Below are 25,707 nucleotides of genomic sequence, written 5' to 3'. Positions count from 1 at the left end.
AACACATTCAAATCCGAAATAGTTGACTGCGGGAACTCCGCAACAAGGGTTTCCCTCATTTTCCTTGACCCGTTCCCCTACTTCTCAATATCTGACCTTCTTTCGTCATAAATTGGAGAGCCGCCATGCCGAACCCCCTTTGCCAAGAAATCTCCTCCTTCCTGGTCATGGACATCCTGGAGCGGGCCTGCGCCCTGGAGCGCCAGGGCAAGCACGTCGTGCACATGCAGATCGGCGAGCCGGACTTCGACACCCCGGGGCCCGTCAAGGAAGCCGCCGTCAAGGCCATCCGCGACGGCCACACCCACTACACCCATTCGCTGGGCCTGCCGCTCCTGCGCGAGGCCATCTGCGCCTACTACCTGCGCACCTACGGCGTGGCCGTGGAGCCGGACCGGGTCATCGTCACCTCGGGCACCTCGCCTGCCATGCTGCTGACCTTCTCGGCCCTCATCCATCCCGGCGACGAGGTGGTGCTCACCGACCCGCACTACGCCTGCTACCCCAACTTCATCACCTACGCCGGGGGACGGGTGCGGCGGGCCAAAACGCGCCCCGAGGACGGTTTCCAGTTCACGCCCGAAACCCTGGCCCCGCACTTGGCCGATTCGCCCCGGGCCGTGGTGGTGAACTCGCCCGCCAATCCGGCCGGAACCATCATCCCGGACGCCGACTTCGAGGCCATCTGCCGCATGGGGACCACCATCGTCTCCGACGAGATCTACCACGGCCTGGCCTACGGCGGAGCCAAGGCGAGGTGCGCCCTGGAGTACACCGAGGACTGCTTCGTCCTGAATGGCTTCTCCAAGCTCTGGGCCATGACCGGCTGGCGCCTCGGCTGGGTGATCGCGCCGAAAAGGTACGTGCCCGCCATGCAGCGCCTGCAGCAGAACTTCTTCATAAGCGCGGGCAGCGTGGCCCAGTGGGCTGGGATTGCGGCGTTAAACGAGTGCGACACGGACGTGGCCCGCATGGTGGACGAATACGCCAGGCGGCGCGTGGTGCTGCTGGAAGGGCTGGCGAAACTCGGGCTCAAGGCGCCCGTGGAGCCCAAGGGAGCGTTCTACGCCCTGGTGGACGCCAGGCACTTGAGCGGCGACAGCCTGGGCCTGGCCCGGGACATCCTGGAGAAGGCCCTGGTGGGGGTGACGCCTGGCATCGACTTCGGCCCCGGCGCGGAGGGGTATCTCAGGTTCAGCTACGCCAGTTCGGTGGAGAACATCGAGGAGGGGCTTGCAAGGCTTGGCAAATACCTAGCCGGTCGTTGAACCGTCTTCACGGACACCGGCCGAGAAGCGCCGCTCCCACGGTGGCCGCGCCCCACAGTCCCACGTCCTGGTCGCGCACCAGCCGCACCGGTACGTTCCCGAGCAGGCGCGCATGGGTGGCGCTCAGGCGAAATTCATTCGTGAACTCGGGGTGCTCGAGAAGGACGGGATTTCGCGCCGCAACCCCGCCGGAGATGAAGAGCCCGCCTGTAGCCATCACTTCCAGCACGTAGTCCCTGCAGGCCCGGCCAAGCAGGCGCGCGAACCATCCGCACACGGGCGAGGACGCTTCGAGCGAGGCCTCCGCTTCCGCCGGGCTGACCTTGCGCCCGGAGAGGAACCGGTGCAGCAGCGCGAGCCCCTGGCCGGACACCACGCCCTCCCACCGCACGTATGGCTCGCCGGTGATCTCCAGGACGAAATCCTGGAAGCGCTGTTCCTCGGGTCCGTTGAAGGGAAAGGCCGCGTGCCCGCCCTCGGAGCCGCAGACCACGTAGCCGCCCCGCCCGTCCGGAACCAGCGCCGCCTTGCCCAGTCCCGTGCCCGGCCCCAGCACGGCCTGGGTCAGCGAGGGGTCCATGGCCCCGGGCAGCACCTCCTGGGACCGCTCCTGGCCGAACAGGCGGCAGCCGTGGGCCTGGGCCGCGAAATCGTTTATCAGCACGCTGTGCGCCGGAAGCAGGCCCGGCTCAAGCGTATCCAGATCCATGGCGTAGGCGATGTTGGGCGGGCGGCAGAAGCGCCCGCGCTCCACGGGACCGGCCACGGCCAGTACGGCGGCCGAGGGGACAGTGCCGTGCCCGGCCAGCGCCTCCAGGGCGGCCTGGAGCAAGCCGGCGAAGCTTGCGTGGCGCGCCGTCTCCAGCTCCACCCGGTGCGCGAGGCGGACGCCTCCGCCTGTCTCGAAGAGAGCGAACCGGGCGCGGGTGCCGCCGATATCCGCCGCCAGGATTATCTCGAAATCCTTGCTCATTTCCGTCTTCTAGAGGCAATCGTCCCCAGGGGCAAGGCCGAGGTTGTCAAAACCGGGGGATTCTGGAAAAAACCGGGCACACGACACACGCCGGAGGCATCATGCGCATGCGCGCCCTTTTCGTTCCCGTTCTTTTCCTGCTTCTCTTCGCGGGCTCGGCCCAGGCCGAACCCGTCAACTTCAAAGAACTCATCCCCCTGGTGAAGATATCCATCCCCGGCTGGACCCCCGGCGAACCCACCGGCCAGACCGTGAAGGCCCCCGTGGAGGCCAGCGAGGCCGTGCTGGAATTCTCGAATGGCGACAAACGCCTGGAAATCGCCATCTTCGACGGCGGCCCGGCCATGGCCGCGGCCATGGCGGCCGTTTCCAACGTGGAAATGGAGAGCCCGGACGAGTCCGTGAAGCCGGTGACGGTCAAGAGCTTCAAGGGGTCGCTCTACCTGCACCACAAGGAGAACGAGGCCGACCTGGTGATCATGGTGCCCTCGCGCTTCGCGGTGTCACTGCACCTGGACAACGCGGTGGACGGCGAGCTTCTCAAGAACGCCGCCGCCCAGATAGACTTGGCCAAGCTGTCGGGCCTGGGCAAATAGGCTCAAGACGAATTCCCGGCCGCCCGGACAACCGTCCGGGCGGCCGCCTTCCTGGCGACCCTCGTGGCGCCGAAGCCCGAACGGAACCTCGAAACGGCCGCCGGCCGCGTCAAGAGGAGGCGGCATGAACGCAGCCGATACGATCCTGAACTTCACGCCCTGGGGCGAGCGGCTGGCCTCCTCGGGCCAGCCCAAGCCCGGAGAGTTCGCGATCCTGGCCGCCGAGGGATTCGAGACGCTCATCAACCTGGCGACCACGGCTTCCACCGGCCACCTGCCCGACGAACCCGGGCTGTGCGCCCGGGCGGGGCTTGCCTTCGCCTGGCTGCCCGTGGACTGGAAAGCTCCCTCCCTGGAGGACTACCGCACCTTTGAGGCATGGCTGGACGCCAACCGTGGCCGCAAGGCCCTGGTGCACTGCGCCATGAACTGGCGGGCCTCCATGTTCTGCGCCCTGTACCGGGTGATCCGCGAAGGGCTCGCCCCGGCCCAGGCCCGGGAGGACGTCTTGGGCGTGTGGGAGCCAGACCAGGTCTGGACGGAATTTTCCCGGGCGGTCCTGGCCGCCCACGGGCTTGGCCCCATCGAGTTCCAGCCGCCGCCCGGCGCCGACCGGCCGGCCTGACCCGGACCTATCCGTCCTTCTTTTCCGGCCCTCCAGGCTTTTCCGGCTCTTCCAACCGCACCGTCACCGGCTCCTTCACCCGCAGGTCGCGCTGCGGGAAGGGCAGCTCGATACCGTGCTCCGCGAACGACCCCCAGATGGCCTTTCGCACGTCGCTGGCCACGCTGGCCATGCCGTGCTGCGGATGCAGGATCCAGAGCCGCAGCTCCAGCAGGACGCCGTTGTCCCCGAAATCCTTGAGCAGCACCACCGGCTTGGGGTTGTCCAGAATTCTCTCCCCCCCCTCGCAGGCCCCCAGCATGAGCTCCATGGCCACCGTGAGGTCCGTGGAATAGGCCACGGACACGGGAATCTTCACGCGCACCGTGGGGCCGGTGAAGGACCAGTTCACAACCTGGTTGGATATGAGGTCGTCGTTGGGTATGAGAATGGCCTTGCCGTCGCGGGTCACCATGGAGGCGAACCGGGCGTTCATGGACTCCACCCAGCCGTACACGCCCCCCACCTCGATCACGTCGCCAGGCTTGATGGAGTTGTCCATGAGCAGGATCACCCCGCTCACCAGGTTGGACACCACCTTCTGCAGGCCGAAACCGATTCCCAGGCCCACCGCCCCGCTGAACACGGCCAGCATCTGCAGGTTGATGCCCACCAGGTTGAGCACCGTCACGAAGGCCAGCCCGTACAGCCCGACCTTGGTGATCTTGGTGACCAGCACCTTCACGCGCGGGTTCAGGCCGCTGGAGCGTTCGAATAATCCCTCGATGAACTGGCACAGCCTGTTGATGAGCGGCAGCATCACCGCCAGCATGAGCCCCGCCTGGATCACCTCCAGCAGGGATATGCGCTGGTCCTTGAAGCTGAGCGCCAGCGAATCCGTGTAGCCGATCAGATGGTCGAGGATGCCGAACATCTCCAGGGCGAAAACCGAACCCACCGTCACGGCGACGCCCCTGGCCCAACCCGGAGGCAGGATCACCGCCGCGAACAGCTGGATCGCAAGCCACGCTTCGCAGAACTTGATGAACACCCGCGTGAGCACCGGCTGCCAGCCCAGCTCCAGGGAGACCCCCAGGATGATCTCCATGAAGAGCAGCGTGAACGCGGGGAAGAAGAGCGCCGGGAGGCGGCTAACGGTCCAGTCTCCCTCGCCGGGAGATTTTTCCCGTCCCGCGAGCATCCTGCCGCGCAGCTTGCCCCGCAGCCATCGGACGGCCCCGTAGGCCAGAAACAACGACCCGGCGAAAGCCGCGGTCTCGAGCAGTCCGGCCTGGCTCCAGACGTGGTCCTTGAACCATGCGCCCGAGGCGCCTTGCACTCTCAAGAGGTTCAGTATGGGCGTGTTCGCCATGGGCAATCCCCCTTTTCACCGCCAGGACCACATCTGCGGCGGCTCTCTGCCTTGACAAGTATCCGTGACTAGGTTTTCTAGCACCTCCTTGTCCGGGAAGAAACCAATATGCACGACGCCTTGACCTATCTCGCCACCGGCGCGGCCCTGGGGCTGACCGGCGCGCTCTCACCGGGGCCGCTCCTGGCCCTGGTCTGCGTGCAGACCCTCACCCACGGCCCCCGCGAGGGCGCGCGCGTGGGCATGGCCCCCCTGTTCACCGACCTGCCGGTCATGAGCCTGTGCATGCTGGTGCTTACGGCCCTGTCCGGACAGGCGTGGCTCATGGGCGCGCTGTCCCTGGCCGGAAGCGTGGTGGTCTTCCGTTTCGGGCTGGCCTCCTTCAAGACGAAGCCCCTCGAGATCATGGCCTCGCCCACGCCCGCACGCTCCTGGCGCAAGGGCGTGGCCACCAACCTGCTCAATCCCAACGTGTGGATATTCTGGGGCACGGTGGGCGCGCCCACTGTGCTTGAGGCGTTTGGCTCGTCCGTGGCGGCCGGGGCGGGATTCCTGGCCGGATTCTACGTCTGCCTCATCGGCGCGTTCGCCGCCGTGGCCTGGATCTCGGCGCGCTGCTCGAGCTTTCTCTCCGGCACGGGCTACGTGCGCACCATGCGGGTGCTCGGCGTGGTGCTCATCCTGCTGGCCGCCCGCCTCGCCTGGGGCGGCATTGTTCGCCTCGGCCTTGCCTAAGACCGGCCCGGCGCGCTACACGCAAAGTCTCACGAACCATGCGAGGTATTCCCATGCCCCATCACAAGCCCTTCACCGTGGCGCTCATCCAGATGGCCCCGGCCGACACGCCCGGCCGCTCCATCGAAAAGGCGGCCGAACTCTGCATCCAGGCCGAAAAGCAGGGGGCCAAGCTCCTGTGCCTGCCCGAGCTCTTCGCCACGCCCTATTTCTGCCAGACCGAGGACCACGCCCACTTCTCCCTGGCCGAGCCCATCCCCGGCCCCACCACCGCCGAGCTGGGCAAGGCCGCCAAGGGAGCCTCCGCCACCATCATCGCGCCCTTGTTCGAGCGCCGCGCGGCCGGTCTCTACCACAACTCGCTGGCGGTCATCGGCCCGGACGGCGAGGTGCTCGGCGTCTACCGCAAGATGCACATCCCCGACGACCCGCTCTTCTACGAGAAGTTCTACTTCGCCCCCGGCGACCTGGGCTTCAAGCGCTTCGACACCGCCGTGGGGCCGGTCGGCACCCTCATCTGCTGGGACCAGTGGTATCCCGAGGCCGCGCGCCTCACCGCGCTTCGCGGCTCCAACATCCTGTTCTACCCCACGGCCATTGGCTGGCACCCCTCAGAAAAGGCCCAGTACGGCGACGAGCAGCGCGACGCCTGGATGACCATCCAGCGCGCCCACGCCATCGCCAACGGCTGCTACGTGGCCGCCGTGAACCGCGTGGGGCACGAGATCCCCGAGACCGGCGGCGACGGCCTGGAATTCTGGGGAACGAGCTTCATCTGCGGGCCCATGGGCAAAATCATCGCCCAGGCCTCCACCAACCAGGAGGAGATCGTCCTGGCCGAGGTGGACCCCAAGCTGGTGGACACCACCCGCACCCACTGGCCCTTCCTGCGCGACCGCAGGATCGACGCCTACGGGCCGCTGGAGAAGAGGTTCATCGATGAGTGATGCTGCGGCCTATCGCCTGCCCGCTGAGTGGGAACTCCACGCCGCCACCTGGCTCGCCTGGCCCAAGAATCCCGCGGACTGGCCGGGCAAGTTCCATCCCATCGGCTGGGTGTTCGGCGAGATCGTGCGCAAGCTCGCGCCGTATGAAAAGGTGCGCATCCTCGTGGACGACGCGGCCTGGGAGGCCAAGGCCCGGCGCGTGCTCGCCAAGGCGGGCGTGGACCCGTCACGGGTGCGCTTCTACCACATCCCCACCGACCGGGGCTGGTGCCGCGACATGCTCCCGGCCTTCACCGTGCGGGAGGAGTCGCCCCGCGCCCGCGCCGTGAGCTTCGGCTTTACCGGCTGGGCCAAGTATTCCAACCACCTGCTGGACGCCGAAGCATCCGAGGCCGTGGGCCACGCCCTCAAGATGCCCGTGACCGCCGCCATGCACGGCTCACGCAAGGTGGTGCTGGAGGGCGGCGGCATCGACTGCAATGGCCAAGGCGTCCTGCTCACCACAGAAGAGTGCTTCCTGGACCCCCTGACCCAGGTGCGAAACCCCGGCATGACCGCCAGGGATTACGAGGCCGTGTTCCGGGAGTATCTTGGCATTGAACAGGTGATCTGGCTGGGCCAGGGCATCGCCGGGGACGACACCCACGGCCATGTGGACGACCTGTGCCGCTTCGTCTCGGCCGATACAGTGGTGCTCTGCAAGGAGAACGACCCCTCCGACGCCAACTACCGCCCCCTGCAGGAGAACCGCGAGAGGCTGGAGGGCGTGCGTTTGCCCGGCGGCGGCAAGCTTCAGGTAATAAGCCTGCCCATGCCGGAGCCGCTGTACTTCGAGGGGGTGCGGGTCCCGGCCAGCTACGCGAATTTTTACATCGCCAACGGCACGGTGCTGGTGCCCACGTTCAATGACGTGAACGACCGCAAGGCGCTGGGGATACTGGCCGAGTGCTTCCCGGACCGCGACGTGGTGGGGATACACGCGGTTGATCTGGTGTGGGGATTCGGCACGCTGCACTGCCTGACCCACGAGCAGCCAGCCACGGCCAAGGCCGACGCGGACTGATTTTCAAAACAATTTCGCGGGATTCACCGGCCAGACGGTGAATCCCGCGAAGCTGCCGAGGAGTCCAGAGGGCGGCAGCCCTTTGGCCGCCGGAGGCTTCTCCCGAGACAATCACCAGCCGGCTATCACTTCCTCCAGCCCCGGGCCTCGAACCCGCCGTTCAGCAACTCTTCCTTGTTATAGAGAAAATCCCCGCCATCCATGGCGCTGAAGCTGCCCCCGGCGCCCAGTATGATCGCGTGCCCCGCTGCCGTGTCCCACTCCCAGGTGCGGTTGAAACGCGGGTAGACATGGGCCGCGCCCTCGGCCAGCAGCCCGAACTTCAGGGCCGACCCCGCCGCCACCATGCGGTGTTCGGGGAAACGCTCCAGGTAGGCGGCCAGACGCTCGTCCGGGTGGGAGCGGCTTCCCACCACCACGACCGGCTCGCCGGGTTCCGGGCCGCGCGCATGGATAGCCTGCCGCTCGCCGCTTTCGTATTTCACGCTGCCAAGGCCGGGGCCGCCCGCGTACAGCACGTCCTTCACGGGCACGTAGAGCGCGCCGAACACCGGCCTGCGGTCCACCACCAGCCCGATGCACACGGCGAACTCGCCGTTTCGCTTCACGAACTCCTTGGTGCCGTCCAACGGGTCCACCAGCCAGAAGCGCTTCCACTTCAGACGCTCGGCGTAGGCGGCCTTGGGCGACTCCTCCGAAACCACGGGGATGTCCGGGTTGAGGGCCGCGAGAGACTGGGTGATGATTTCGTTGGAGGCTTTGTCCGCCCTGGTGATGGGGGAGTTGTCCTCCTTGCACTCCACGTCGAAGTCCGTGGAATAGACCTGCATGATGGCCTGCCCGGCCAGGCGGGCCACTGCGCAGATGGAGTCGTAATCGAGTGTGGTCATGAAGGTTCTCCCAATGATGGATCGGCTGCGGCGCTTTCCCCCGCCTTCGTCAAAACCACCAGTTTCAGGTCCGGCCGGGCCGCCAGGATGAAGGTACTTTGCGAGTAGCGCAGGAAGCCGTCCCCGGGATGATTGAAGGTCCGTTCCCCGCCCTCGCGGCCGAGTACGGCCTGTTCTTCCCAGAGCCGGGCGAACAAGGCGCTGCGGCTGCCCAGGTCCTCGATGAGGCCCCGCATGTCCGGATCGTTCGATTTCGTCCCGTAGTCTGCCCGGAGTTCCGCCACCACCCGGCGGGCCCGCTCCTGCCAACCGTTGATGAGCGATCGGGCGGCCGGGTCCAGGAAGATGTACCGCAGGAGGTTCCTGTCGGCGTCGCGGTCCAGCCACCCGGCGAAGAGCCGGGATGCCGGGGGATTCCACGCGCGCACGGTCCAGGTTGCGTCCAGCAGGTAGGCCGGGGCGGCGATGGCCGCGACAACCCCGAAGAGGGCGTGCGGCAGGGCGGCCGGCCCAGGGATCTCGCCGCCCTCGGGATCGCGCTTCCCGGCCATCTCGAACAGATAGGCCCGCTCGGCCCGCGACAGCCCGAACGCCATGGCCAGCCGCCCCAGCGCCTGCGGGGAAATGGAGACGTCGCGGCCCTGCTCGATCCAGGTGTACCACGTGGTGCTCACGCCGCACAGCTGGGCGACCTCCTCGCGACGGAGGCCCGGAGTGCGGCGGCGCTGGCCGACCGGGAGCCCCGCCGCCGCCGGGGACAGGCGTTCCCGATGGGCACGGACGAACTGTCCCAGGGCGTGGCGTTGCATTGGCGCTGATGCGTGCATGGCAGTGTTGATACTAGGATAAATCAGAAACTTGTACCAGTGTAAACAGGCTCGTACGGTCAGCCTCAAGACTGCCGGAAAGGAGGCATCGACCATGACCGACAAAGCCCATGAAACCGTTGTCCGCGAACAATTCGGCGCCCGCGCGGGAGCCTATGTGGCGAGCACCGTCCACGCCGGGGGCGAAGACCTGGACCACCTGGAGGAACTTGTGGGGGAGCGCCCGCAGGCCCTGGTGCTGGACCTGGGCTGCGGCGGCGGCCATGTGAGCTACCGCCTCGCGCCCCATGTGGGCCGGGTGGTGGCCTTCGACCTGTCGGAGGACATGCTGCGCACGGTGGCGGCCGAGGCCCGCAAGCGCGGCCTGGACAACATCGCAACCGAACGCGGCTCGGCGCAACGCCTGCCGTTCGCCGACGGCTCCTTCGACGTGGTGGTCAGCCGCTACAGCGCCCACCACTGGGGCGATCTTCCGGCCTGCCTCAGGCAGGCGCGACGGGTTCTCAAAAGCGGCGGGCTCGCCGTGTTCATGGATACGGTCTCGCCCGGCCCGGCCGTGGCGGACACGTATCTGCAGGCTGTGGAGCTCCTGCGCGATCCGTCCCACGTGCGCGATTACTCGGTCGACGAGTGGCTGCGGGCAGCCCGGGAGGCGGGGTTCACGCCCGGCGCGGTCATCCGGCGGCGCCTGCGCCTGGAATTCTCCTCCTGGGTCCGGCGCATGGCCACTCCGGAGCTTTCCGTGCGGGCGATCTGCTCGCTCCAGGAGCGGATGGCCGGGGAGGTGGCCCGGCATTTCGAGATCGAGGAGGACGGAAGCTTCACCGTGGACACGCTGACCTTGACCGCCACCGTCTAGACGCCCCCAACAGGCGCGGGGGCCCCCCGCCACGACCCCGGGGGGGCCGCGCCCCCCCAAATTTACCGGGTGGCCCCCCGGGTTCGCCCCCCCCCCCGGGGGGGGCCCGGCCGTCATGGGGGCGGGGGGGCCCCGCGCCGATCAATTTATACGGGATGCCAAAGGGCGTTGGCCCTTTGGCCGCCGGAGGCATCTCCCCTGCCTCTCTCCCATCCTCCTACGGATTGTACGCGGCCAGCGCCTCTTCCACCGCTCCGCAGGCCACGGCACGCCCGGCTTCCAGCACCAGGGCCCGGTTCACGCAGGCGGGAATCTCCGCCGGGTTGTGCGTGACCATCACCAGCTGCTTGCCCTGGGCGGCCAGGTCGTCCAGGAGCACCAGGATTTCGGCCCTGGCCGAAGGGTCGAGCCCTCCCAGGGGCTCGTCGAACAAAAGCACCTGCGGATCGAAGGCCAGGGCGCGCCCGATCATGGTCTTCCTGGCCTGCCCCTGGGACAGGGTGGTCATCTCCCGGTCGGCCAGGGGGGTGAGCGAAAGCTTGTCCAGCCAGGACGCGGCCGTGGCCAGCATCTCGGACGAGGGCTCCTCGTAGAGGCCGAAGCTACCGAAGAATCCCGACACCAGGACGTCGCGAACCGTGAACCCGGCTGGATGCTCGGCCTGCCATTCCCAGGAGACCAGGCCCATGCGGGCGCGCAGGTCCCAGAGGCTGGCCGGTTCGGGCAGGCCGAAGCGGGTGATGGCCCCGCTCGCGGGGTGCAGGTCCCCGGCCAGGAGCTTGACGAAACTCGATTTGCCCGCGCCGTTGCGCCCGGCCACCACCCAGTGTTCGCCGGGCGCGAGCGACCAGTCGAGGCGTGCCAGCACGTCGCGGCCGGACAGGGTGACGGTGGCCCCGCGCACCTCGATGAGCGGCGGTCCTGAAGACTGCGCCACCGAGGGCTCCTGCGCGGCCGCGCGAGTGCGTCTCGTGGGGGCCAGACGCCTGGCGGCCTCTTTGAGGGAGCCCTGCATCACGGCGCGGCCGTTCTCCAGCACCAGGGCCTCGAAACCAAGGTCGGGCAGGCTGGACGGATGGTGGGTGGTGGCGCACAGGCCCACGCCGCGCTCGGCCAGGCGCGTGAGCACCGATCCCAGCAGCTTGCGCGAGAGGGCGTCCAGGCCGTCCACGGCCTCGTCCAGGAAGAGCCATTCGGGCTTACGCACCATGGCACGGGCCAGGAGCACGGCCTGGGCCTGCCCCTGGGACATCTCCAGGTACGGCTTGTAGGCAAGCTGGCCAAGCCCCAACGTTTCGAGCGCCTCCAGGGCGACGCGGCGCTCGGGCTCGCCCACTGTTCCCGAGGGCAGGGGAGTGTCGGTGAGCCCCGAGACCACTACCAGCCAGCCGGACACGTTCCAGCCCCGTCGGCGGTAGAGATCTCGCATGTCCGATCCCGCCAGCCCTATGCGCGGGCGGGCCTCGATGGGGCTTGCGGTCTCGCGGCCGTCCACGATGTAGACGCGCTGCCCGGCGAAGCCGCCTCCGGGAAGCTGGTCGGGCCAGATTTCGCCGCGCGCCAGGCGCAAAAGCGTGGACTTGCCCGCGCCATTGGAACCGGCCAGGGCCACCCGGCCGCCTGCAGGCAGCCGCCAGGACACCCCGTCCAGGATGGGGCGTCCGCCCCGGCTCACCCGGACGTTCTCGAGAATGATTTCAAGACTCATGGCCCGGAGGTCATAGCCCCGCCCTGCCCAAAAGGCCAGAGCGCCGCGCCGGGCCCGGGCTGGGCCGCCGATCCCGTCCGGGAGCGCACACCGCCAAGCGCCTTGCATTTCCCCGGTGAAAAAGCCATTTTGTATCCTGCAAAAGCTGAAGGGGGAATGCCGTGAGCACCTGCACCGTTCTCTTGGTGGACGACGAGGCCGAATTCATCGACACCCTGGGCAAGCGCCTGGCGCGCCGGGGGCTTGAGGTCCATCTGGCCCACTCCGGCCAGGAGGCCCTGGACGTGGTGGCCGCCCAGGAGCTCGACGTGGTGGTGCTGGACGTGAAGATGCCCGGCATGGACGGCATCGAAGCGCTCCAGAAGATCAAGGCGCTCAAGCCCGACCTGGAGGTGCTCATGCTCACCGCCCACGCCAACGTTGAGGTGGCCATGCGCGGCATGGAGCTTGGGGCCTTCGACTACCTCATGAAGCCCGTGGAACTGGACGAACTGCTGTACAAGATCCAGGACGCCAACAAGAAGAAGTGCCTCATCGCCTGATTGGCGGGGCAATCACGTGTTCACCCGCCTGAAGACCATCTTCTCAAGCCTGCTCGGAGGCGACGGGCGCGGCCAGGGCCTCTCCGACGAGGATATCCTGGCCGAATTCAGGAAGCGCTACCACAACTTCCGGCTGCTGCTCACGGCCAACAAGAAGACCCTGGGCATCATGAGCGAGATGGAGCAGGCCCTGCGCGGCCAGTTCGTCTTCGGCATGTCCTTCGTGCGATCCCAGGCCACGGCCGCCTCGGTCAACGTGTTCCGCATCGTCAAGCACCTCTCCGAGATCGCCCCCGGCAAGTACGATTCTCTCTTCGAGCGCTTGAAGGACATCCAGGCCCAGATCGCCGCGGTGCTCGACCGCCAGCCCCACAGCGAAGCCACGGAGCTTACGCTGCCCCTGGAGGCGGTGGGACGCGAGACCTCCGACCAGGTGGGCTCCAAGATGGCCAACCTGGGCGACATCATGACCCGGGTGGGCCTGCCCGTGCCCCCGGGTTTCGCCATCACCTCCCTGGCCTACTACCGATTCATGAACGACACCGGCCTGCAGGACGAGATCAACCGCCTCATCCAGGTGGTCGGCTCGGACGACCAGGCCAAGCTCCTGCCCCTGTGCTCGCAGATCCAGCAGATGATCGTCAGCGCCGAACTGCCCCAGAGCGTGGCCGACGCCATCACCTCGGCCTACAAGGACCTCGAGGCCAAGACCATGCCCGCCGTGCATGTCTCCATGCGCTCGAGCGCCCTCGGCGAGGACGCCCTGGGCCAGTCCTTCGCCGGGCAGTTCCGCAGCGTGCTGGGCGTCAGCCCCGAGGACCTGCTCATCGCCTACAAGGAGATCGTGGCCTCCAAGTACAGCCCCCAGGCCGTCACCTACCGGCTGGCCAAGGGCATCCCCAGCGAGGACGTGGCCATGTGCGTGGGATGCATGGCCATGATCCACGCGCGCTCCGGGGGCGTGGCCTATTCGCGAAACCCCCTCTCCATCCGCGACGACGAGGTGTATATCCACTCGGCCTGGGGACTGGCCAAGACCGTGGTGGACGGGGCCGTATCCTCGGACCTGTTCGTGGTGCGTCGGGGCGACCCCCCCGCCCTGGTGGAGAGCCACATTTCCCTGAAAGACAGGCTCTTCGTCTGCGACCCGGTGGCCGGCGTGTGCCGCAATGAAGAGGCCGGCCCCCTGGCCGGGCAGCCGAGCCTCACCGACGAGGAGGCCCTGGAGCTCGGCCGCATCGCCATCGCCCTGGACAAGGCCTACGGCGAGCCCCTGGACATCGAATGGGCCATGGACGAATCCAGGCGGATATTTCTTTTGCAGTGCCGCCCCCTGCAACAGATGGAGGCGGGCCGGGCCGAACGCCCCGAGAGCCAGTTCGGCAAGCCGCTCATGTCCGGCGGGGTCACGGGCAGCCCGGGCATCGCGGCCGGGAAGGTCCACCCGGTGCGCCGCGACATGGACATGCTCACCTTTCCGGAGGGAGGGGTGCTCTTGTGCTCGGAAGCCTTGCCGCGCTGGGCCACGCTCCTGGGCAAGGCTTCAGCCGTGGTCTCGGAGCGCGGCAGTTCGGCCGGGCACCTGGCCAACGTGGCCCGGGAGTTCGGCGTGCCCGCCATCATGGGGCTCACGAATGCCGTGGCGGCCCTGTCGGACAAGGGCGTGGTCACGGTGGACGCCGACGGCCTGGGCATCTACGCCGGGCGCGTGGAGGCCCTCCTGGCCCTGGCCCCGCCCCGCGACACGGACCAGGCCCTGCACTCGCCCATGCACGCCATCCTGCGAGAGGTGCTGGACCACATCGCTCCCTTGAGCATGCTCGACCCCACGGCCCAGGAGTTCGCCCCCGAGAATTGCAAGACGCTCCACGACATTACCCGCTTCTGCCACGAGAAATCCGTCGTGGAGATGTTCCGCTTCGGGCAGGACTTCCACTTCTCCAAGCGGGCTTCCAAGCAGCTCAAGTACCGCGTGCCCATGAAGTGGTTCTTCGTGAACCTGGACGACGGGTTCGTGAGCGACGTGAAGGGCAAGTACGTCACCATGGAGCAGATCGCCTGCGACCCGGTGCACGCCCTCTGGGAGGGGTTCGTGGCCGTGCCCTGGAAGGGGCCGCCGCCCGTGGACGCGGCCGGGTTCATGCACATCGTGGCCCACTCCACGGTGAACCGGAACATCGCCCATGTGGACGACGAGTACGCCCAGGGCAACTACTTCATGATCTCCAATCATTACATGTGCTTGAGCTCGCGATTCGGCTACCACTTCTGCACGGTGGAGGCCCTGGTGGACGAGCGCGAGAACGAGAACTACGTGAGCTTCCAGTTCAAGGGCGGGGCTGCGGAGCTGGACCGGCGCATGCGACGGGCGCGGTTCGTGGCCGAGGTGCTGGAGAACTACAGCTTCCAGGTGGAGATGCAGGGCGACGAGATGCGGGCCATGTACGCCAAGGGTCCCATGGACGTGATGCTCGATAGGCTGCGGGTGGTCGGGTATCTCTTGATGCACACCCGGCAGATCGACATGGTCATGACCAACGACGCCCTGGTGAACCACTACCGCCAGCGCTTCGCCACCGAGATCGGGGACATCCTGCGCGAGTCGGGGGAGAAGCACATGTCCCAGGTGATGCGGGAGATGGCGTAACGCGGCCTCTCCCCGACCCTACTCCTCTTCCCCAAGCTCCCCGCTCAACTGAAATTTCGTCATGAACGCCCGGTCGATGCGGTCCTTGAGCCACATGGCCGTGCGCCCCTCGTAGGCGAGGCGCCCCTTGCTCAGGATGCCGTGGCCGTCGCCGCAGTTGAGTATCAAGAGATACCCCGGCTCCGAGCCGGTGAACTCCTCAAGCTCCCGCCCTTCCAGCGCCGCCATGAGGTTGTGGTGCAGCACCGGGTTCTGGCGCACCGGGTACACCCCCACCTTGTCCAGCTCCCGGGGCGCAAAGCTCACGCAGTCGCCGCCGCCGAAGACGTTGTGGTGACTGACGCTTCGCAGGTACTTGTCCACCAGAATGCCGCCCTTGGGCCCGGCCTTCAGCCCGAAGCGGGTCAGGTTGGGCTGCGGCTGGATGCCTATGGCCAGGAAGGCCACGTCGTAGGGCACGTGCAGGCCGTCGGTGAGCACGGCCTGGCCGTCCTTCAGGCGGGACACCCCCAGCCCTTCGAAAATCTTGATGCCCCTCCGGGCAAGCGAGCGATAGGCCAGCAGGCGCACCCGCTCGGGAAAACGCTTGAGCATCGCGCTTCCCGGGGCGATGGACACGTCCGGGGTTTCGGTGCAGCCGCAGCGAATGAGGGTGCAGGTGTTTCCGGCCAGCTCGAACCCGGCCGGTCCGCCGCCCATGACCAGCACCCTGGGGGAACGCCCCAAGGCCAGGATGTTCTCCAGGCGGAGCTTGGCCGCGAGCAGGTTGTCGATGGGCTTGACCGGGAACACGTCCGGGCGGCCCGACCCGGTCACGCCGTGGGGGGGCAGGGAGCCGGTGTTGAAGGAGCAGACGTCGTAGCCCACGGCCATGCCGTTCTCCAGGCGCGCCACGTTGCGGTCCGGCTCCAGGGACACGGCCTTGCTGCGGATGAAGGTGGCCCCGCCCGCCTCGGCCATCTTGCGCACGTGGAAGCGGCACTCCTGCGGCCGGTAGCGCCCGGAGAGCATGCCCGGCCCCATGCCGGAGTAATAGTGGTAGTCGCTGGGGCTGACCAGGGTGACGTGGTGCCCGGCGTCGCGGTAGCCGGCCAGGTTGGCCAGCACGGTGAGGTGGGCGTGGCCGCCGCCCACGAGCAGAAGGTGCTTTCCCATATACGCGGTATGCGGGAAAGCCAGGGAGAAGGCAAGGGGCGATGGAGGCCTAGTGCTCGGTCACAAGCCCCAGGCGCTTGAGCTCCGTGAGCAGGGCCTTTTCCTCGATGGGTTTCTGCAGGAAGGCCATGGCTTCGCCCAGGAACATGGCGTTGTGGGTGTCCTCGGCATCCTCGAGCACGGACGTGATGATGATCTTGGCCCGGCTGCCCTTGTCGATGCCGTGGTCCTTCTCCACGTCGCGGATCTCGCGCATGGCTTCGGACCCGTCGATCTCGGGCATGCGCAGGTCCATGCAGACCAGATCGTAGGGTTTCTGGTCCTTGAGGGCGCGCTGGAAGGCCATGACGGCTTCCTCCCCGTTTTCGGCCACGTCGCACGCGGCGTAAGGGTGGAGGATGTACTCCAGGAAGCTGCGGCTGTAGAAATCATCGTCGACGATGAGCACACGCATGACCGTCTCCGCGTTTGGCTGGACTGCAGTGAGAGAGAGCCCACATCTATCGCCGGAGCCGAGGCCATGTCAAGGTTGGCCGAAGGGGATCATGTTCAAGGCGTTTCCGGCGCAGTGGCAGTTGGAATCGTACCCGGAAACGTATTCCAGGCGCGAGCGCAGGCAGGCCGCCACGCCGTCCTCGAAGACCACCCACACCCGGCCGTAGCCCAGGCACAGGTAGCGCCCGGACCGCTCCGACGAGGCGAACCCGCGCGGCTCGCCCAGCAGTTCGCGCACCTCGTCCACGCCCATGCCGCGCCGCACGTATTTGCGGATCAACGCCTCGTCGTCGCCGAGCTTCTCGTTCAGCTCCCTGCCCTTCTGTTCGGCCTTGGCCTTGCGATCCTGGATGGAGGGAGGCGGCGGCGCGCCCGGCGTGGTGGGCCAGACGTCTCCGGTCCCCTGGGCGAACGCCGGGGCGGACAGCGCGAGACAGAGAAGAAGAAGCGGCAACGACCTGGGCATGGCCCGTGCTAGCACATCTCGCGGGGATTTGGAATCAGACCGCCTGGAATTGATCGGCGATGAGGGTTTCGGCCTCGTCCCGGGGAACGGGGCGGGAGAACAGGAACCCCTGGCCGTACTGGCAGGCCAGGTCCTTGAGTTCGCTCAGCTGCCCGTGCTGCTCCACGCCCTCGGCCACCACCTCCAACCCCAGGTTGTGGGCCAGGTTGACGATGGCCCCGACGATCTCGGCGTTTTCCGGACCCTCGCCCATCTTGCCCACGAAGCTGCGGTCGATCTTGAGGCTGTCCAGGGGGAAGCGGTGCAGGTAGGCCAGGGAGGAATAGCCCGTGCCGAAGTCGTCGATGCTGATCTTCACGCCCAGGTCCTTCATGTGGGTGAGCATGCGCGAGGCGAATTCGGCGTTCTCCATGACCTTGGTCTCGGTGATCTCAAGCTTGAGCGATTCCGGGGGCACGCCGGTTTCGTCCAGCACGGAGCGGATCTCGGCCACCAGGTCCAGGTGCATGAACTGCTTGGCGGAGATGTTCACGCTCATGGTCAGCGGGGCGGCCGACGGCCAGCTCTTCTGCCACTGGGCCAGCTGCCTGCACGCCTGGCGGAGCACCCAGCTGCCGATGGGCAGGATGAGCCCGGTTTCCTCGGCCAAGGGGATGAAGTCCCCGGGCGCGATGAGCCCGCGCTTGGGGTGCTCCCAGCGCACCAGGGCCTCGAAGCCCTGGAGCTTCCCCGTTTCGATGCTCACGATGGGCTGGTAGTGCAGCAGGAGCTCCCCACGCTCCACGGCCAGGCGCAGGTCGGTCTCCAATTGCAGAAGCGACGTGGCGGCCTGGTGCATGGTGGGGTCGAAAATCTCGTAGCGGTCCTTGCCCAGGGTCTTGGCGCGGTACATGGCGATGTCCGCGTCGCGCACCAGGTGTTCCGGGCGCTCGTAGGTCCAGGTCTTGAGCACCACGCCGATGCTGGCCGAGGTGAACACCTGCCTGCCCTGGATGGTGAAGGAGCGGGTCAGTTCGTCGTGGAGCCGGGACAGGATGTGGGTGGCGTCCAGGGTGCCGGAGATGTCGTCCACCAGCACCGCGAACTCGTCGCCGCCGAAGCGGGCCACGGTGTCCATGGGCCGAAGCGCCCGCTTGAGCCTGGCCGAGACCTCCACCAGCAGGGCGTCGCCGGCCTGGTGTCCCAGGCTGTCGTTGATGATCTTGAAGCGGTCCAGGTCCAGGAAGAACACGGCGAAGCGGTAGCCGTGCTTGCGCTTGGAGCGGTGCAGGGCCCAGTCCAGGCGGTCCATGAACAGGATGCGGTTGGGCAGCCCCGTGAGGGCGTCGTGGAAGGCCTGGTGGCGCAGCAGCTGTTCGGCGTTCTTGCGGGCGGTGATGTCCTGGACGTGGCCCTCGTGATACAGGAGCATCCCGTCCTCGCCCCGCACCTCCCAGGCGCTTTCGTTGATCCAGACCAGCACGCCGTCGGCGCGGCGGATCTCCGATTCGAAATTGGCCACCTGGCCTGTGTTGGCCAGGGCCTGGCGGAACTCCCCGCGCCGGGTGGAGTCCACGTACAGGCGGGCGTCCAGGTCGTCGGTTTCGTCCATGAGCGCCTGGGGCGACTCGAAGCCGAAGATGCGCGCCAGAGCCGGGTTGGCCGAAATGTAGCGCCCGCCCGGGGCACACTGGTAGATGCCGTCCAGGGAGTTCTCGAAGATGGAGCGGTACTTGGCCTCGGCCCGGGTGAGCTCCTCCTCGGCCTTCTTGCGCTTGGTGACGTTGGTGAGCGTGCCTTCGTAGAAGAGCGGTTCGCCGTCCTCGCCGCGCACCAGCCTGGCCTGCTCGCGTATCCAGATGACGCTGCCGTCCTTGCGATAAACCTGGGACTCGAAATCCGTCACCTGCCCGTCGCGGTGCATGGCCCGGACGAATTCCTCGCGCCGGGCGGGATCGGCGTAGAGCATGTTGGGGAGGTCCCCGGGACCGGCCATGAGTTCCTGGGGGGATTCATAACCGAAAATGCGCGCCAGGGCCGGGTTGGCCGAAATGCAGTGCCCGGAGGGGGTGGTCTGGAAGATGCCTTCCTGGGCGTTCTCGAAGATGGTGCGGTACTTCTCCTCGGCCAGGCGCAGGCGTTCCTCGGCCAGCTTGCGCGCGGTGACGTTCTCCACCGTGCCTTCCAGGAAGCGCTGCCCACCCGCGCCGTGCACCAGCTTTCCGGTCAGGGCCAGCCAGATGGGCTGGCCGTCGCGGCGGCTGGTGGGCACCTCGAAGCCGGACACCGCGCCGTGCGTCTCCAAAAGGCTCCAGAGCTGGCCGCACTTTTCGGGATCGTCCAGGAACAGTTCGCACATGTCCGGGCGGGCCAGCAGCTCCTCGGTGGAGGCGCAGCCCAGTATCTCCGCCAGGGCGGGGTTGACCATGGTCAGCTTGAGATCCAGCGTGGCCTGGAAGATGCCCATGACCGCGTTCTGGAACACGCCCCGGTACTGGCGTTCCGCCACGCGCAGGGCCTCTTCGGCCTGCTTGCGGGCAGTGATGTCGGTGTAGATCCAGAAGAGCCCCACCCGCACACCGCCGGCGCTGATGGGGCAGCCCACCACCAGCACGTGGACCTGGGTCCCGTCCTTGCGCACCCGCACGGTCTCACGCTGGATGATGCCCTCCATGAGGGCCTTGCGGCGCAGGTCGTTGGACTCCTCCATCATGTCCCCGGACACGATGAGTCTCGGCAGCCAACGTCCCTTGGTTTCGACCGGGGTATAGCCGAAGAGGTTCTCGAAGCCCCGGTTCACCTCCAACACGTCGATGGCGTTGTTGGTGATGGCGATGGCCTGGGGGGAGTTTTCGAAAAGCTGCTCGAAGTAGGCTTGCTGCAAGAGGAGGTCGTCGCCGCTGTCCGTGGCCGGGATGTCGGGCAGGCTGCTGCCCAGGAGACGGCGGACGACCTGGATCAGGCGGGTCCTGTCCTCGAGGCCGGCATGGTCCAGGGCGCGCAGCTCCTCCGGATATCCGGGGGCGTCCGCCGCAAGCGGGTTTTCCAGTATGAGCAGCGGGGTTCTTGGGCGCCTGCGGCGCATGAAGGCCACGGTGTCGGCTGCAGACAGGGCGGGGCCTGAGCCCACCATGAAAAGATCCCAGGCGTGCGTGGCCAGGCGGCACTCCAGGTCGGCCAGGGTGTCCACCCGGGCGTAGACGGGCGAAAAACCGGCCCGGGACAGTTCGCGCACCAGATCAGCCGAAATGGCTTCGGAAGCGTGGACGATAAGGACTCGCAGGTGGTCACTCACGGCGGTCTCTATTACACTGCGGATGCAAGGACTTGGGAGCTGAAATGCCAGGCGCAGCCTACGGCCAACCTCTCAGAAAAGCCATAAAAAAATATTCCGTGTCAGTCCGGATGGTTGGCTTTTCCGGCCAATTCGGCCGCCGTCCGCACGGCAAGCTCCAGGAACTCATCCAGCGCGACCTCAAAGCCGTCGAGCATGGCCCGGGGCGGAGTCTGACCCGCCCCCAGCGCGCCCTCCAGGTCCAGGGCAGCCGCGTGCAGCCTCCCCCCTCCCAGGTTGGCGGCCAACCCTTTTATGGAGTGAGCCAATATGGCGCCTTCCCGGGCCTTCCCTCCCGTGACGAGATCGCGCATGTGGCGTCCGGCCTGGGCGTATTCTCCCGCGAAACCCGAGAGCAGCCGCGCGTACAGGCCCGCGTTGCCGAGCAGCAGAGCCAGGGCGCGCTCCTTGTCCAGGGCCGGCGGCCGCTGGCCGCCGCCAGGGACGCGGCCAGCCAGGTGCGGCCGCAGGGCGGCCAGGAGCGACGCTATGTCCAGCGGCAGAGGCAGGTGCTCCTCCATGCCATATTCCAGCGCCCTGATGCGGTCGTCGATGGCCCCTCCACCGCCGAGCGCCAGCACGGGCAAGCCCTCCCCCGACTCGCCCTGGGGCATCCCCGCCAGGGCCTCGTCCAGCCCCGGCAGGCTCAAATCCACCAGGACGGCGTCGTATTGCGAGCGAGCCATCAGTCCGGCCGCCTCATGGCCGCTCCCGGCCAGATCGGCGACGATACCGGCCGCGCCCAGCATCCTGCCGACAGCATCCCGGTCCGCTGCGGACCTCGCCGCAACCAGCGCGCGCTTGCCGGACATCCCCCGGGCCAGTTCCTCCAGCATGCCGGGGGCAGCGAGCCCCGATTCGGGGTGCTGGACTGGCGGGGCGGCCGGAGCCCTCTCCGGCGATTCGCCCGGACGCGCAGGCGCGGAGTTTTCCGGTTGGGCGGGCGCAACGCACGCCGCCGGGTCGCTGGCGGCCGGGGTAGCCTGCGTCCCCACGGGAGCAGCCCGCCCGGAGAATTTGTCGCGCAGGTACAGAGAGAGGAGCACGCAGAACGCCAGGGCCAGGGCCGTTCCTTCCAGGTAGTCCCCCCAGTGCGAACCGGGCCCCTCCGGAAGAGCGGCCGCGCCGATGGTCAGGCGCAGTTTCACTCCAGAAATGTCCAACTCCGAGGAGGCCGCCAAAGGTAGATTCCCGGTCGTTCCCGCGATGGTCTCCATCTGCTCCGCCGTGCCCCCGCGTTTCTCCAGCCGGTAGGCGAACCCAAGCGCCGCGAGGTCGTCGAGCCCGGCCGAGGCGGTCAGGCCTTCCAGGGTCATGGTTGCGGCAACGAATCCCCAGAAACGTTTTTCGGAGTCGCCGGGAGTGAAGGCGGGGACCTTGCCCAGAAAGCCTGTCTTCCCGATGGTCAGGGTGTAGGGCTCGGTGATGGCCCCCCTGCCGGTTCTGGCGGCCTCGGCGGAACCGAACCCTCGTATCGGGTCGGCCAGGAGATCCATGCCCAGCAGATGTTCTCGCCCCTGCCTAGGATCGATGGTGGTGACGATCCCGCCCGGGGCGAGCCCCAGGGACTCGACGCCCGGAAATGCGGCCCTGACCGCCTTGGCCACCACCTCGAAGGACGACGACTCCACGGCTCCGGCGTAGATCATGGAGGCCACGATCCCGGGCGCGGTGAGAAGGAACGAGAACTTCTCCCCCAGGTCGGCGCTCTTGCGCAGGCACAGGGCTTCGATCTCATGGTGCAGGGCCTCCCGCTCGCCCTCGAGATGCCAAAGGACCCGGCAGTGAACCAGGCCCATGATCAGCACGAAGAGCAGAAAAGGCGCAAGGATGGTTTTCAATTTCCCCATGTCCGGGCAAATTCCTGGGTCGGTATGGAATGGATACAACTGTGTCTTTTGAATACAGGCTGCACGGAACAATGTAAATGCTCAGCCGAAAACCCATAAGCCCCGCACTTGGGGCGGAGCTTCGGCTCCAGGCCGCCCCCGCTTTTGCCATGCGCCCCGAATCCGCCTAGAATGCCCCTCATGAAACGCCTTCTCGCGCTCGCCGTCATGTTGTTGCTGGCCTCGCCCGGTTTCGCGGCCGAATCCGTGCAGGATTTCCCCATGCCCCGCCCGCTCTCCCAGCCCGTGGCGGACGCCGCCGGAAAGATCGCCGCGCTAGCCGCGCGCCCGGCCTCTCCCGGGAACGCCCTGTGCCTGGGCATCGTGCAGGCCCTGTCCAAACGCTATCCCGAGGCCGTCCAGACCCTGGCTCCGCTGAAAAACAGCCTGCCCGCCATGGCTGCATGGACCGGGCTCTACCTGGGCTACGCCAAATTCCGCCTTGGCGACTTCCCGGGGGCGCTCGGCGAACTGGACGCCCTGCCCCCCGAGGACATGCCCTTCGCCCCGGAAGCGCTGCTCCTCTCCGCCTATTGCCTGGAGGGCATGGGCTCGCCGCAAGCCCTCACGCGCTACGCCCGGTTCCTGGAACAGGGCGACCATCCCTTCCGCCCGGCCGCCCTGTGGCGCGGCGCGGCCGTGGCCGCCTCGTCCGGTGATTTCTCCACGGCCGAGGCGTACCTGCGCGAACTTTTTCAGGCCGCGCCCTGGACCTTTTCCGCCGAAAAGGCCGAGCCGCTGGCCAGGGAGCTCTTCCGCTCCGGCAAAACCTCGTTCGACCCCGACTCTCCGGACAGCCTGCGCGGGCGCATCGAAACCCTGCTGGACAAGTCCCAGACCGCCAAGGCCCAGCCCCTCATCGCCCGCTACGGGGCCGCCCCCGGATCGGACCCGGCCAGGGCCCTCTACCTGGAGGGCAAGGCCCTCTACGCCCGGCGCGACACCACGGCGGCCATCCAGCGTTTCGAGGACGCGGCCGGGCTCTTCGCCGACCCGCTCCCGGCCGCCTGGGCGCTCTACCACCAGGCCCGCGCCCTGTGGAGGTTCTCCGGCCCGGAGGACGCGGCCCGCATGGAGGAGCTTCTGACCCAGTGCCTGCGCCGGGCCCAGACGCTGCCGGACGGCGCGGACCTGGCCGAGGCGTCGCGGCGGCTGCTCATGCTCTCGCGCCTGGAGCGGGGCCGCATTGGCGACGCCCGGGCCATGGCGGACGAGTTGGCAGCATCCGGTCAAGGGGGTCAGCCCGGCCAGATCGGGCAGCCGGGCACCGAGGCCAGGGAGCAGGCCGCCTGGCTTTCCGGGCTTTTGAGCTTCGCCCAGGGGGACTTCGCCTCCGCCGAAACTGCCCTCGCGACGTTCCTGGCTGCCTACCCCAATTCGGACGCCCTGCCCGGCGCGCACTACTGGATCGCCCGGTCCAGGGAGGCCGCCGGGGACGCCGTCCAGGCCAGGGGGGCGCTGCGCATGGTGCTGGCCCGCTGGCCCAACGGCTATTACGGGATGTTGGCCGCCGCCCGGCTGGCGGCTCTCGAGGGCCGGTCCGGGGCGGCCCCCGGCGCGGCGGCCGCACTGTCTGCCTCGCCCAGCGCCGATGCGCCCCAAGCCGCATCCGGCATCGCCGCACCCGAAGCGCGTCCCGCCTCGCAGGCGGGGACGGACACGGCCCAGCCAGCCGCGGCGAGCCTCGCCGGGCTGTCCGCGACAGCCCCGGCTCAAGTGCCCGGGGCCTGCTCCATGCTGGCCGATGCGCCCGTCCCTCCCGAGGCCCGGGCGGGCTTCGACCGGGCCGGAGTCCTTGAGGCCGGGCTCCTGCCGGAACTGGCCGAGCGCGAGCTCGCGGCGCTTAACGCCCGCATGCCCCGGGACCCGGCCGTGGCCCTGCGCTACGCCCGGCTGGCCACCAGCCTCGGCAGCCACCAGAGCGCGGTGCGCGCGGCCTCGCGGGCCTTCCAGGCCTGCCTGTGGCGCGGCACGCGAGACGAGCTTCGCCCCCTGCGGGAAATCGTCTACCCCGACCGCCACCAGGACCTCATCGCGCGGAACCTGCTGGGAACCGGAGTGGACCCCAACATCATCCGGGGCCTCATCCGCCAGGAGAGCTTCTTCGAGCCCGAGGCCGTGTCCGGGGCAGGGGCCGTGGGGCTCATGCAGGTGATGCCGTCCACGGCGAAAACCCAGGCCGAGAAGTACGGGGAGAAGGGATTCAGGCCGGAAAGCCTCAGGGACCCGGCCGTGAACATCCGCTACGGAGTGCGCTATTTCCTGGAGCGCTACGAGGAGTACGGCGGCAACCTGGCCCTGACCCTGGCCAGCTACAACGCGGGGCGGGTGAAGATCGGCGTATGGCGGGAATTTTTGGGCGGGCTCGACCAGGAGCTGTTCGTGGAGTTCATCCCGTACACGGAGACGCGCGAATACGTGAAGCGCATCCTGGGCAACCGGGCCATGTACGCCATGTTATATTAGCCCAGAAGTGGGCTATTAATAATCAGTCATTCATTTCTATTATGAAAACACCCTAAAAGCCAGCGTATCCATCAAAGCCTCACTTGAATCAAACAATGACAACGCATTTATATTATAATACTTATCCAATCTAGACATAAATTCATTTCGTTTCGACCATGGTATTGTTATTTTCCACAACAAATCTTGCCTAGATTTTTGCGAATCGTCAGAAGCAGGCATAAACATTCCTTCGTATGGGGCATAAATCCAATGCTCATTCTTTCGCATCACGCAAAGTGTATACTCACTCTTTTGATTATAATGCCTCTTAAGGGCACCTCCAAAGGGACCAATATTCAATATCACAGGCTCACCACTCCACCCACTTTTCGTTCTAAACTCACTCATCGAATCCAAATACACAAATACAGCAACATGACCTTGTCCATCACGAGCACCATTGAATGCAAAATAAGAAGCGATATATGGCGATCCAGTCCAATCCAAAAGCGGAGATGGAAAACCATAATGACGCAGCCAAAACATATATCTTAGCGTACCATTGAATTCTTTAAGCAACAATGAATGAGGCATATAACTATCATTGTCGTCCAGCCACGCATCAAAACTCTTTTGAAATGTCGCCGTATCCCAATGGCCGCCCGAAAACACCTCAATTTGAGGTTTAATTTTTTCTATAATTCCATGGTATTCAGCAATTGGCATCATTTTTCTTTGTTTTCTGTCAAGTGTCGTTTCCAGTTCATATGAAGCATCGCTTTGCCCTCTGTAAATAAAATTACTCCCTGCCCTCCGACTGGAGCGCATTTCTTCTAGACGAGCCAATTCATCTTCGAAATCGTTCCAGCTATCAACAATGATATCTCCAATCATCGTCTACCCCCTAAGA

General features: G+C 66.8%; 21 protein-coding genes. 10 read left to right on the top strand and 11 right to left on the bottom strand.

The features are described 5' to 3' along the window. Positions 1–125: 125 nt before the first annotated feature. Positions 126–1,268: a pyridoxal phosphate-dependent aminotransferase gene (locus ML540_RS08570; protein ID WP_243360014.1), complete on the top strand. Its 1,143-nt coding sequence runs from the start codon at positions 126–128 to the stop codon at positions 1,266–1,268. 7 nt (positions 1,269–1,275) lie between these two features. Here ML540_RS08570 and ML540_RS08565 read toward each other — a convergent pair whose 3' ends face one another. Further along, entirely contained in the window at positions 1,276–2,241 is a 966-nt protein-coding gene (locus ML540_RS08565) for a glucokinase (protein WP_243360013.1), read from the bottom strand. Positions 2,242–2,342: 101 nt separating this feature from the next. On the opposite strand from ML540_RS08565, the gene ML540_RS08560 reads away from it, so the two are divergent. Together ML540_RS08560 and ML540_RS08555 are read left to right on the top strand one after the other, a co-directional pair. Next, complete coding sequence (locus tag ML540_RS08560) at positions 2,343–2,837, top strand: hypothetical protein (RefSeq protein WP_243360012.1); 495 nt, start codon at positions 2,343–2,345, stop codon at positions 2,835–2,837. A gap of 124 nt (positions 2,838–2,961) precedes the next feature. Next, a complete protein-coding gene (locus ML540_RS08555) occupies positions 2,962–3,462 on the top strand; it encodes a protein tyrosine phosphatase family protein (protein WP_243360011.1) in 501 nt (166 codons plus the stop codon). A 7-nt stretch (positions 3,463–3,469) separates the two neighbouring features. Here ML540_RS08555 and ML540_RS08550 read toward each other — a convergent pair whose 3' ends face one another. Next, complete coding sequence (locus ML540_RS08550) at positions 3,470–4,813, bottom strand: mechanosensitive ion channel family protein (protein WP_243360010.1); 1,344 nt, start codon at positions 4,811–4,813, stop codon at positions 3,470–3,472. Between the two features lie 108 nt (positions 4,814–4,921). Between ML540_RS08550 and ML540_RS08545 the strand changes: the two genes are divergently transcribed. Genes ML540_RS08545 through ML540_RS08535 form a run of 3 tightly spaced genes read left to right on the top strand, consistent with a single transcriptional unit; the run spans position 4,922 to position 7,558 of the window. Continuing rightward, complete coding sequence (locus ML540_RS08545; protein ID WP_243360009.1) at positions 4,922–5,548, top strand: LysE family translocator; 627 nt, start codon at positions 4,922–4,924, stop codon at positions 5,546–5,548. A 53-nt stretch (positions 5,549–5,601) separates the two neighbouring features. Then, on the top strand, positions 5,602–6,495 hold the full coding sequence (locus tag ML540_RS08540) for a carbon-nitrogen hydrolase (RefSeq protein WP_243360007.1): 894 nt from the start codon (positions 5,602–5,604) through the stop codon (positions 6,493–6,495). Beyond that, a complete protein-coding gene (locus ML540_RS08535; RefSeq protein ID WP_243360004.1) occupies positions 6,488–7,558 on the top strand; it encodes an agmatine deiminase family protein in 1,071 nt (356 codons plus the stop codon). The genes ML540_RS08540 and ML540_RS08535 overlap by 8 nt, the downstream gene beginning before the upstream one ends. A 125-nt stretch (positions 7,559–7,683) precedes the next feature. Here ML540_RS08535 and cysQ read toward each other — a convergent pair whose 3' ends face one another. Together cysQ and ML540_RS08525 are read right to left on the bottom strand one after the other, a co-directional pair. Continuing rightward, the gene (gene cysQ / locus ML540_RS08530; protein ID WP_243360003.1) at positions 7,684–8,448 is read right to left on the bottom strand and encodes a 3'(2'),5'-bisphosphate nucleotidase CysQ; all 765 of its coding nucleotides are present in this window, start codon (positions 8,446–8,448) and stop codon (positions 7,684–7,686) included. Continuing rightward, positions 8,445–9,257, bottom strand: coding sequence for a helix-turn-helix transcriptional regulator (locus ML540_RS08525; protein ID WP_243360001.1), 813 nt, complete (start codon positions 9,255–9,257; stop codon positions 8,445–8,447). Before ML540_RS08525 ends, cysQ begins: the two co-directional genes overlap by 4 nt. A 112-nt stretch (positions 9,258–9,369) precedes the next feature. On the opposite strand from ML540_RS08525, the gene ML540_RS08520 reads away from it, so the two are divergent. Then, on the top strand, positions 9,370–10,134 hold the full coding sequence (locus ML540_RS08520) for a class I SAM-dependent methyltransferase (protein ID WP_243359999.1): 765 nt from the start codon (positions 9,370–9,372) through the stop codon (positions 10,132–10,134). A gap of 217 nt (positions 10,135–10,351) precedes the next feature. On the opposite strand, the gene ML540_RS08515 is transcribed toward ML540_RS08520, so the two are convergent. Further along, positions 10,352–11,842, bottom strand: a complete 1,491-nt coding sequence (locus tag ML540_RS08515; RefSeq protein WP_243359998.1) for an ATP-binding cassette domain-containing protein — start codon at positions 11,840–11,842, stop codon at positions 10,352–10,354. Between the two features lie 161 nt (positions 11,843–12,003). On the opposite strand from ML540_RS08515, the gene ML540_RS08510 reads away from it, so the two are divergent. Beyond that, the gene (locus ML540_RS08510) at positions 12,004–12,384 is read left to right on the top strand and encodes a response regulator (protein WP_243359997.1); all 381 of its coding nucleotides are present in this window, start codon (positions 12,004–12,006) and stop codon (positions 12,382–12,384) included. A 16-nt stretch (positions 12,385–12,400) separates the two neighbouring features. After that, complete coding sequence (locus tag ML540_RS08505) at positions 12,401–15,031, top strand: PEP/pyruvate-binding domain-containing protein (RefSeq protein ID WP_243359996.1); 2,631 nt, start codon at positions 12,401–12,403, stop codon at positions 15,029–15,031. A gap of 18 nt (positions 15,032–15,049) precedes the next feature. Here ML540_RS08505 and ML540_RS08500 read toward each other — a convergent pair whose 3' ends face one another. The 5 genes from ML540_RS08500 to ML540_RS08480 form a co-directional block, all read right to left on the bottom strand. After that, positions 15,050–16,186: an NAD(P)/FAD-dependent oxidoreductase gene (locus tag ML540_RS08500; protein WP_243359995.1), complete on the bottom strand. Its 1,137-nt coding sequence runs from the start codon at positions 16,184–16,186 to the stop codon at positions 15,050–15,052. Positions 16,187–16,235: 49 nt separating this feature from the next. Beyond that, complete coding sequence (locus ML540_RS08495) at positions 16,236–16,640, bottom strand: response regulator (RefSeq protein WP_243359994.1); 405 nt, start codon at positions 16,638–16,640, stop codon at positions 16,236–16,238. Between the two features lie 69 nt (positions 16,641–16,709). Further along, a complete protein-coding gene (locus ML540_RS08490; protein WP_243359993.1) occupies positions 16,710–17,147 on the bottom strand; it encodes a hypothetical protein in 438 nt (145 codons plus the stop codon). Positions 17,148–17,181: 34 nt separating this feature from the next. Continuing rightward, a complete protein-coding gene (locus ML540_RS08485; protein WP_243359991.1) occupies positions 17,182–20,421 on the bottom strand; it encodes a sensor domain-containing protein in 3,240 nt (1,079 codons plus the stop codon). A 101-nt stretch (positions 20,422–20,522) separates the two neighbouring features. Then, complete coding sequence (locus tag ML540_RS08480) at positions 20,523–22,310, bottom strand: CHASE domain-containing protein (RefSeq protein ID WP_243359990.1); 1,788 nt, start codon at positions 22,308–22,310, stop codon at positions 20,523–20,525. Between the two features lie 180 nt (positions 22,311–22,490). On the opposite strand from ML540_RS08480, the gene ML540_RS08475 reads away from it, so the two are divergent. Next, positions 22,491–24,815, top strand: a complete 2,325-nt coding sequence (locus tag ML540_RS08475) for a transglycosylase SLT domain-containing protein (protein ID WP_243359989.1) — start codon at positions 22,491–22,493, stop codon at positions 24,813–24,815. Positions 24,816–24,854: 39 nt separating this feature from the next. On the opposite strand, the gene ML540_RS08470 is transcribed toward ML540_RS08475, so the two are convergent. Further along, positions 24,855–25,691, bottom strand: coding sequence for an FRG domain-containing protein (locus tag ML540_RS08470; protein WP_243359988.1), 837 nt, complete (start codon positions 25,689–25,691; stop codon positions 24,855–24,857). Between the last annotated feature and the right edge of the window lie 16 nt (positions 25,692–25,707).

The organism is Fundidesulfovibrio terrae, from assembly GCF_022808915.1.
Lineage (GTDB): Bacteria > Desulfobacterota > Desulfovibrionia > Desulfovibrionales > Desulfovibrionaceae > Fundidesulfovibrio > Fundidesulfovibrio terrae.
Note: the sequence above shows the minus strand (reverse complement) of the source record. Positions and strands in the feature narration are given on the sequence as shown.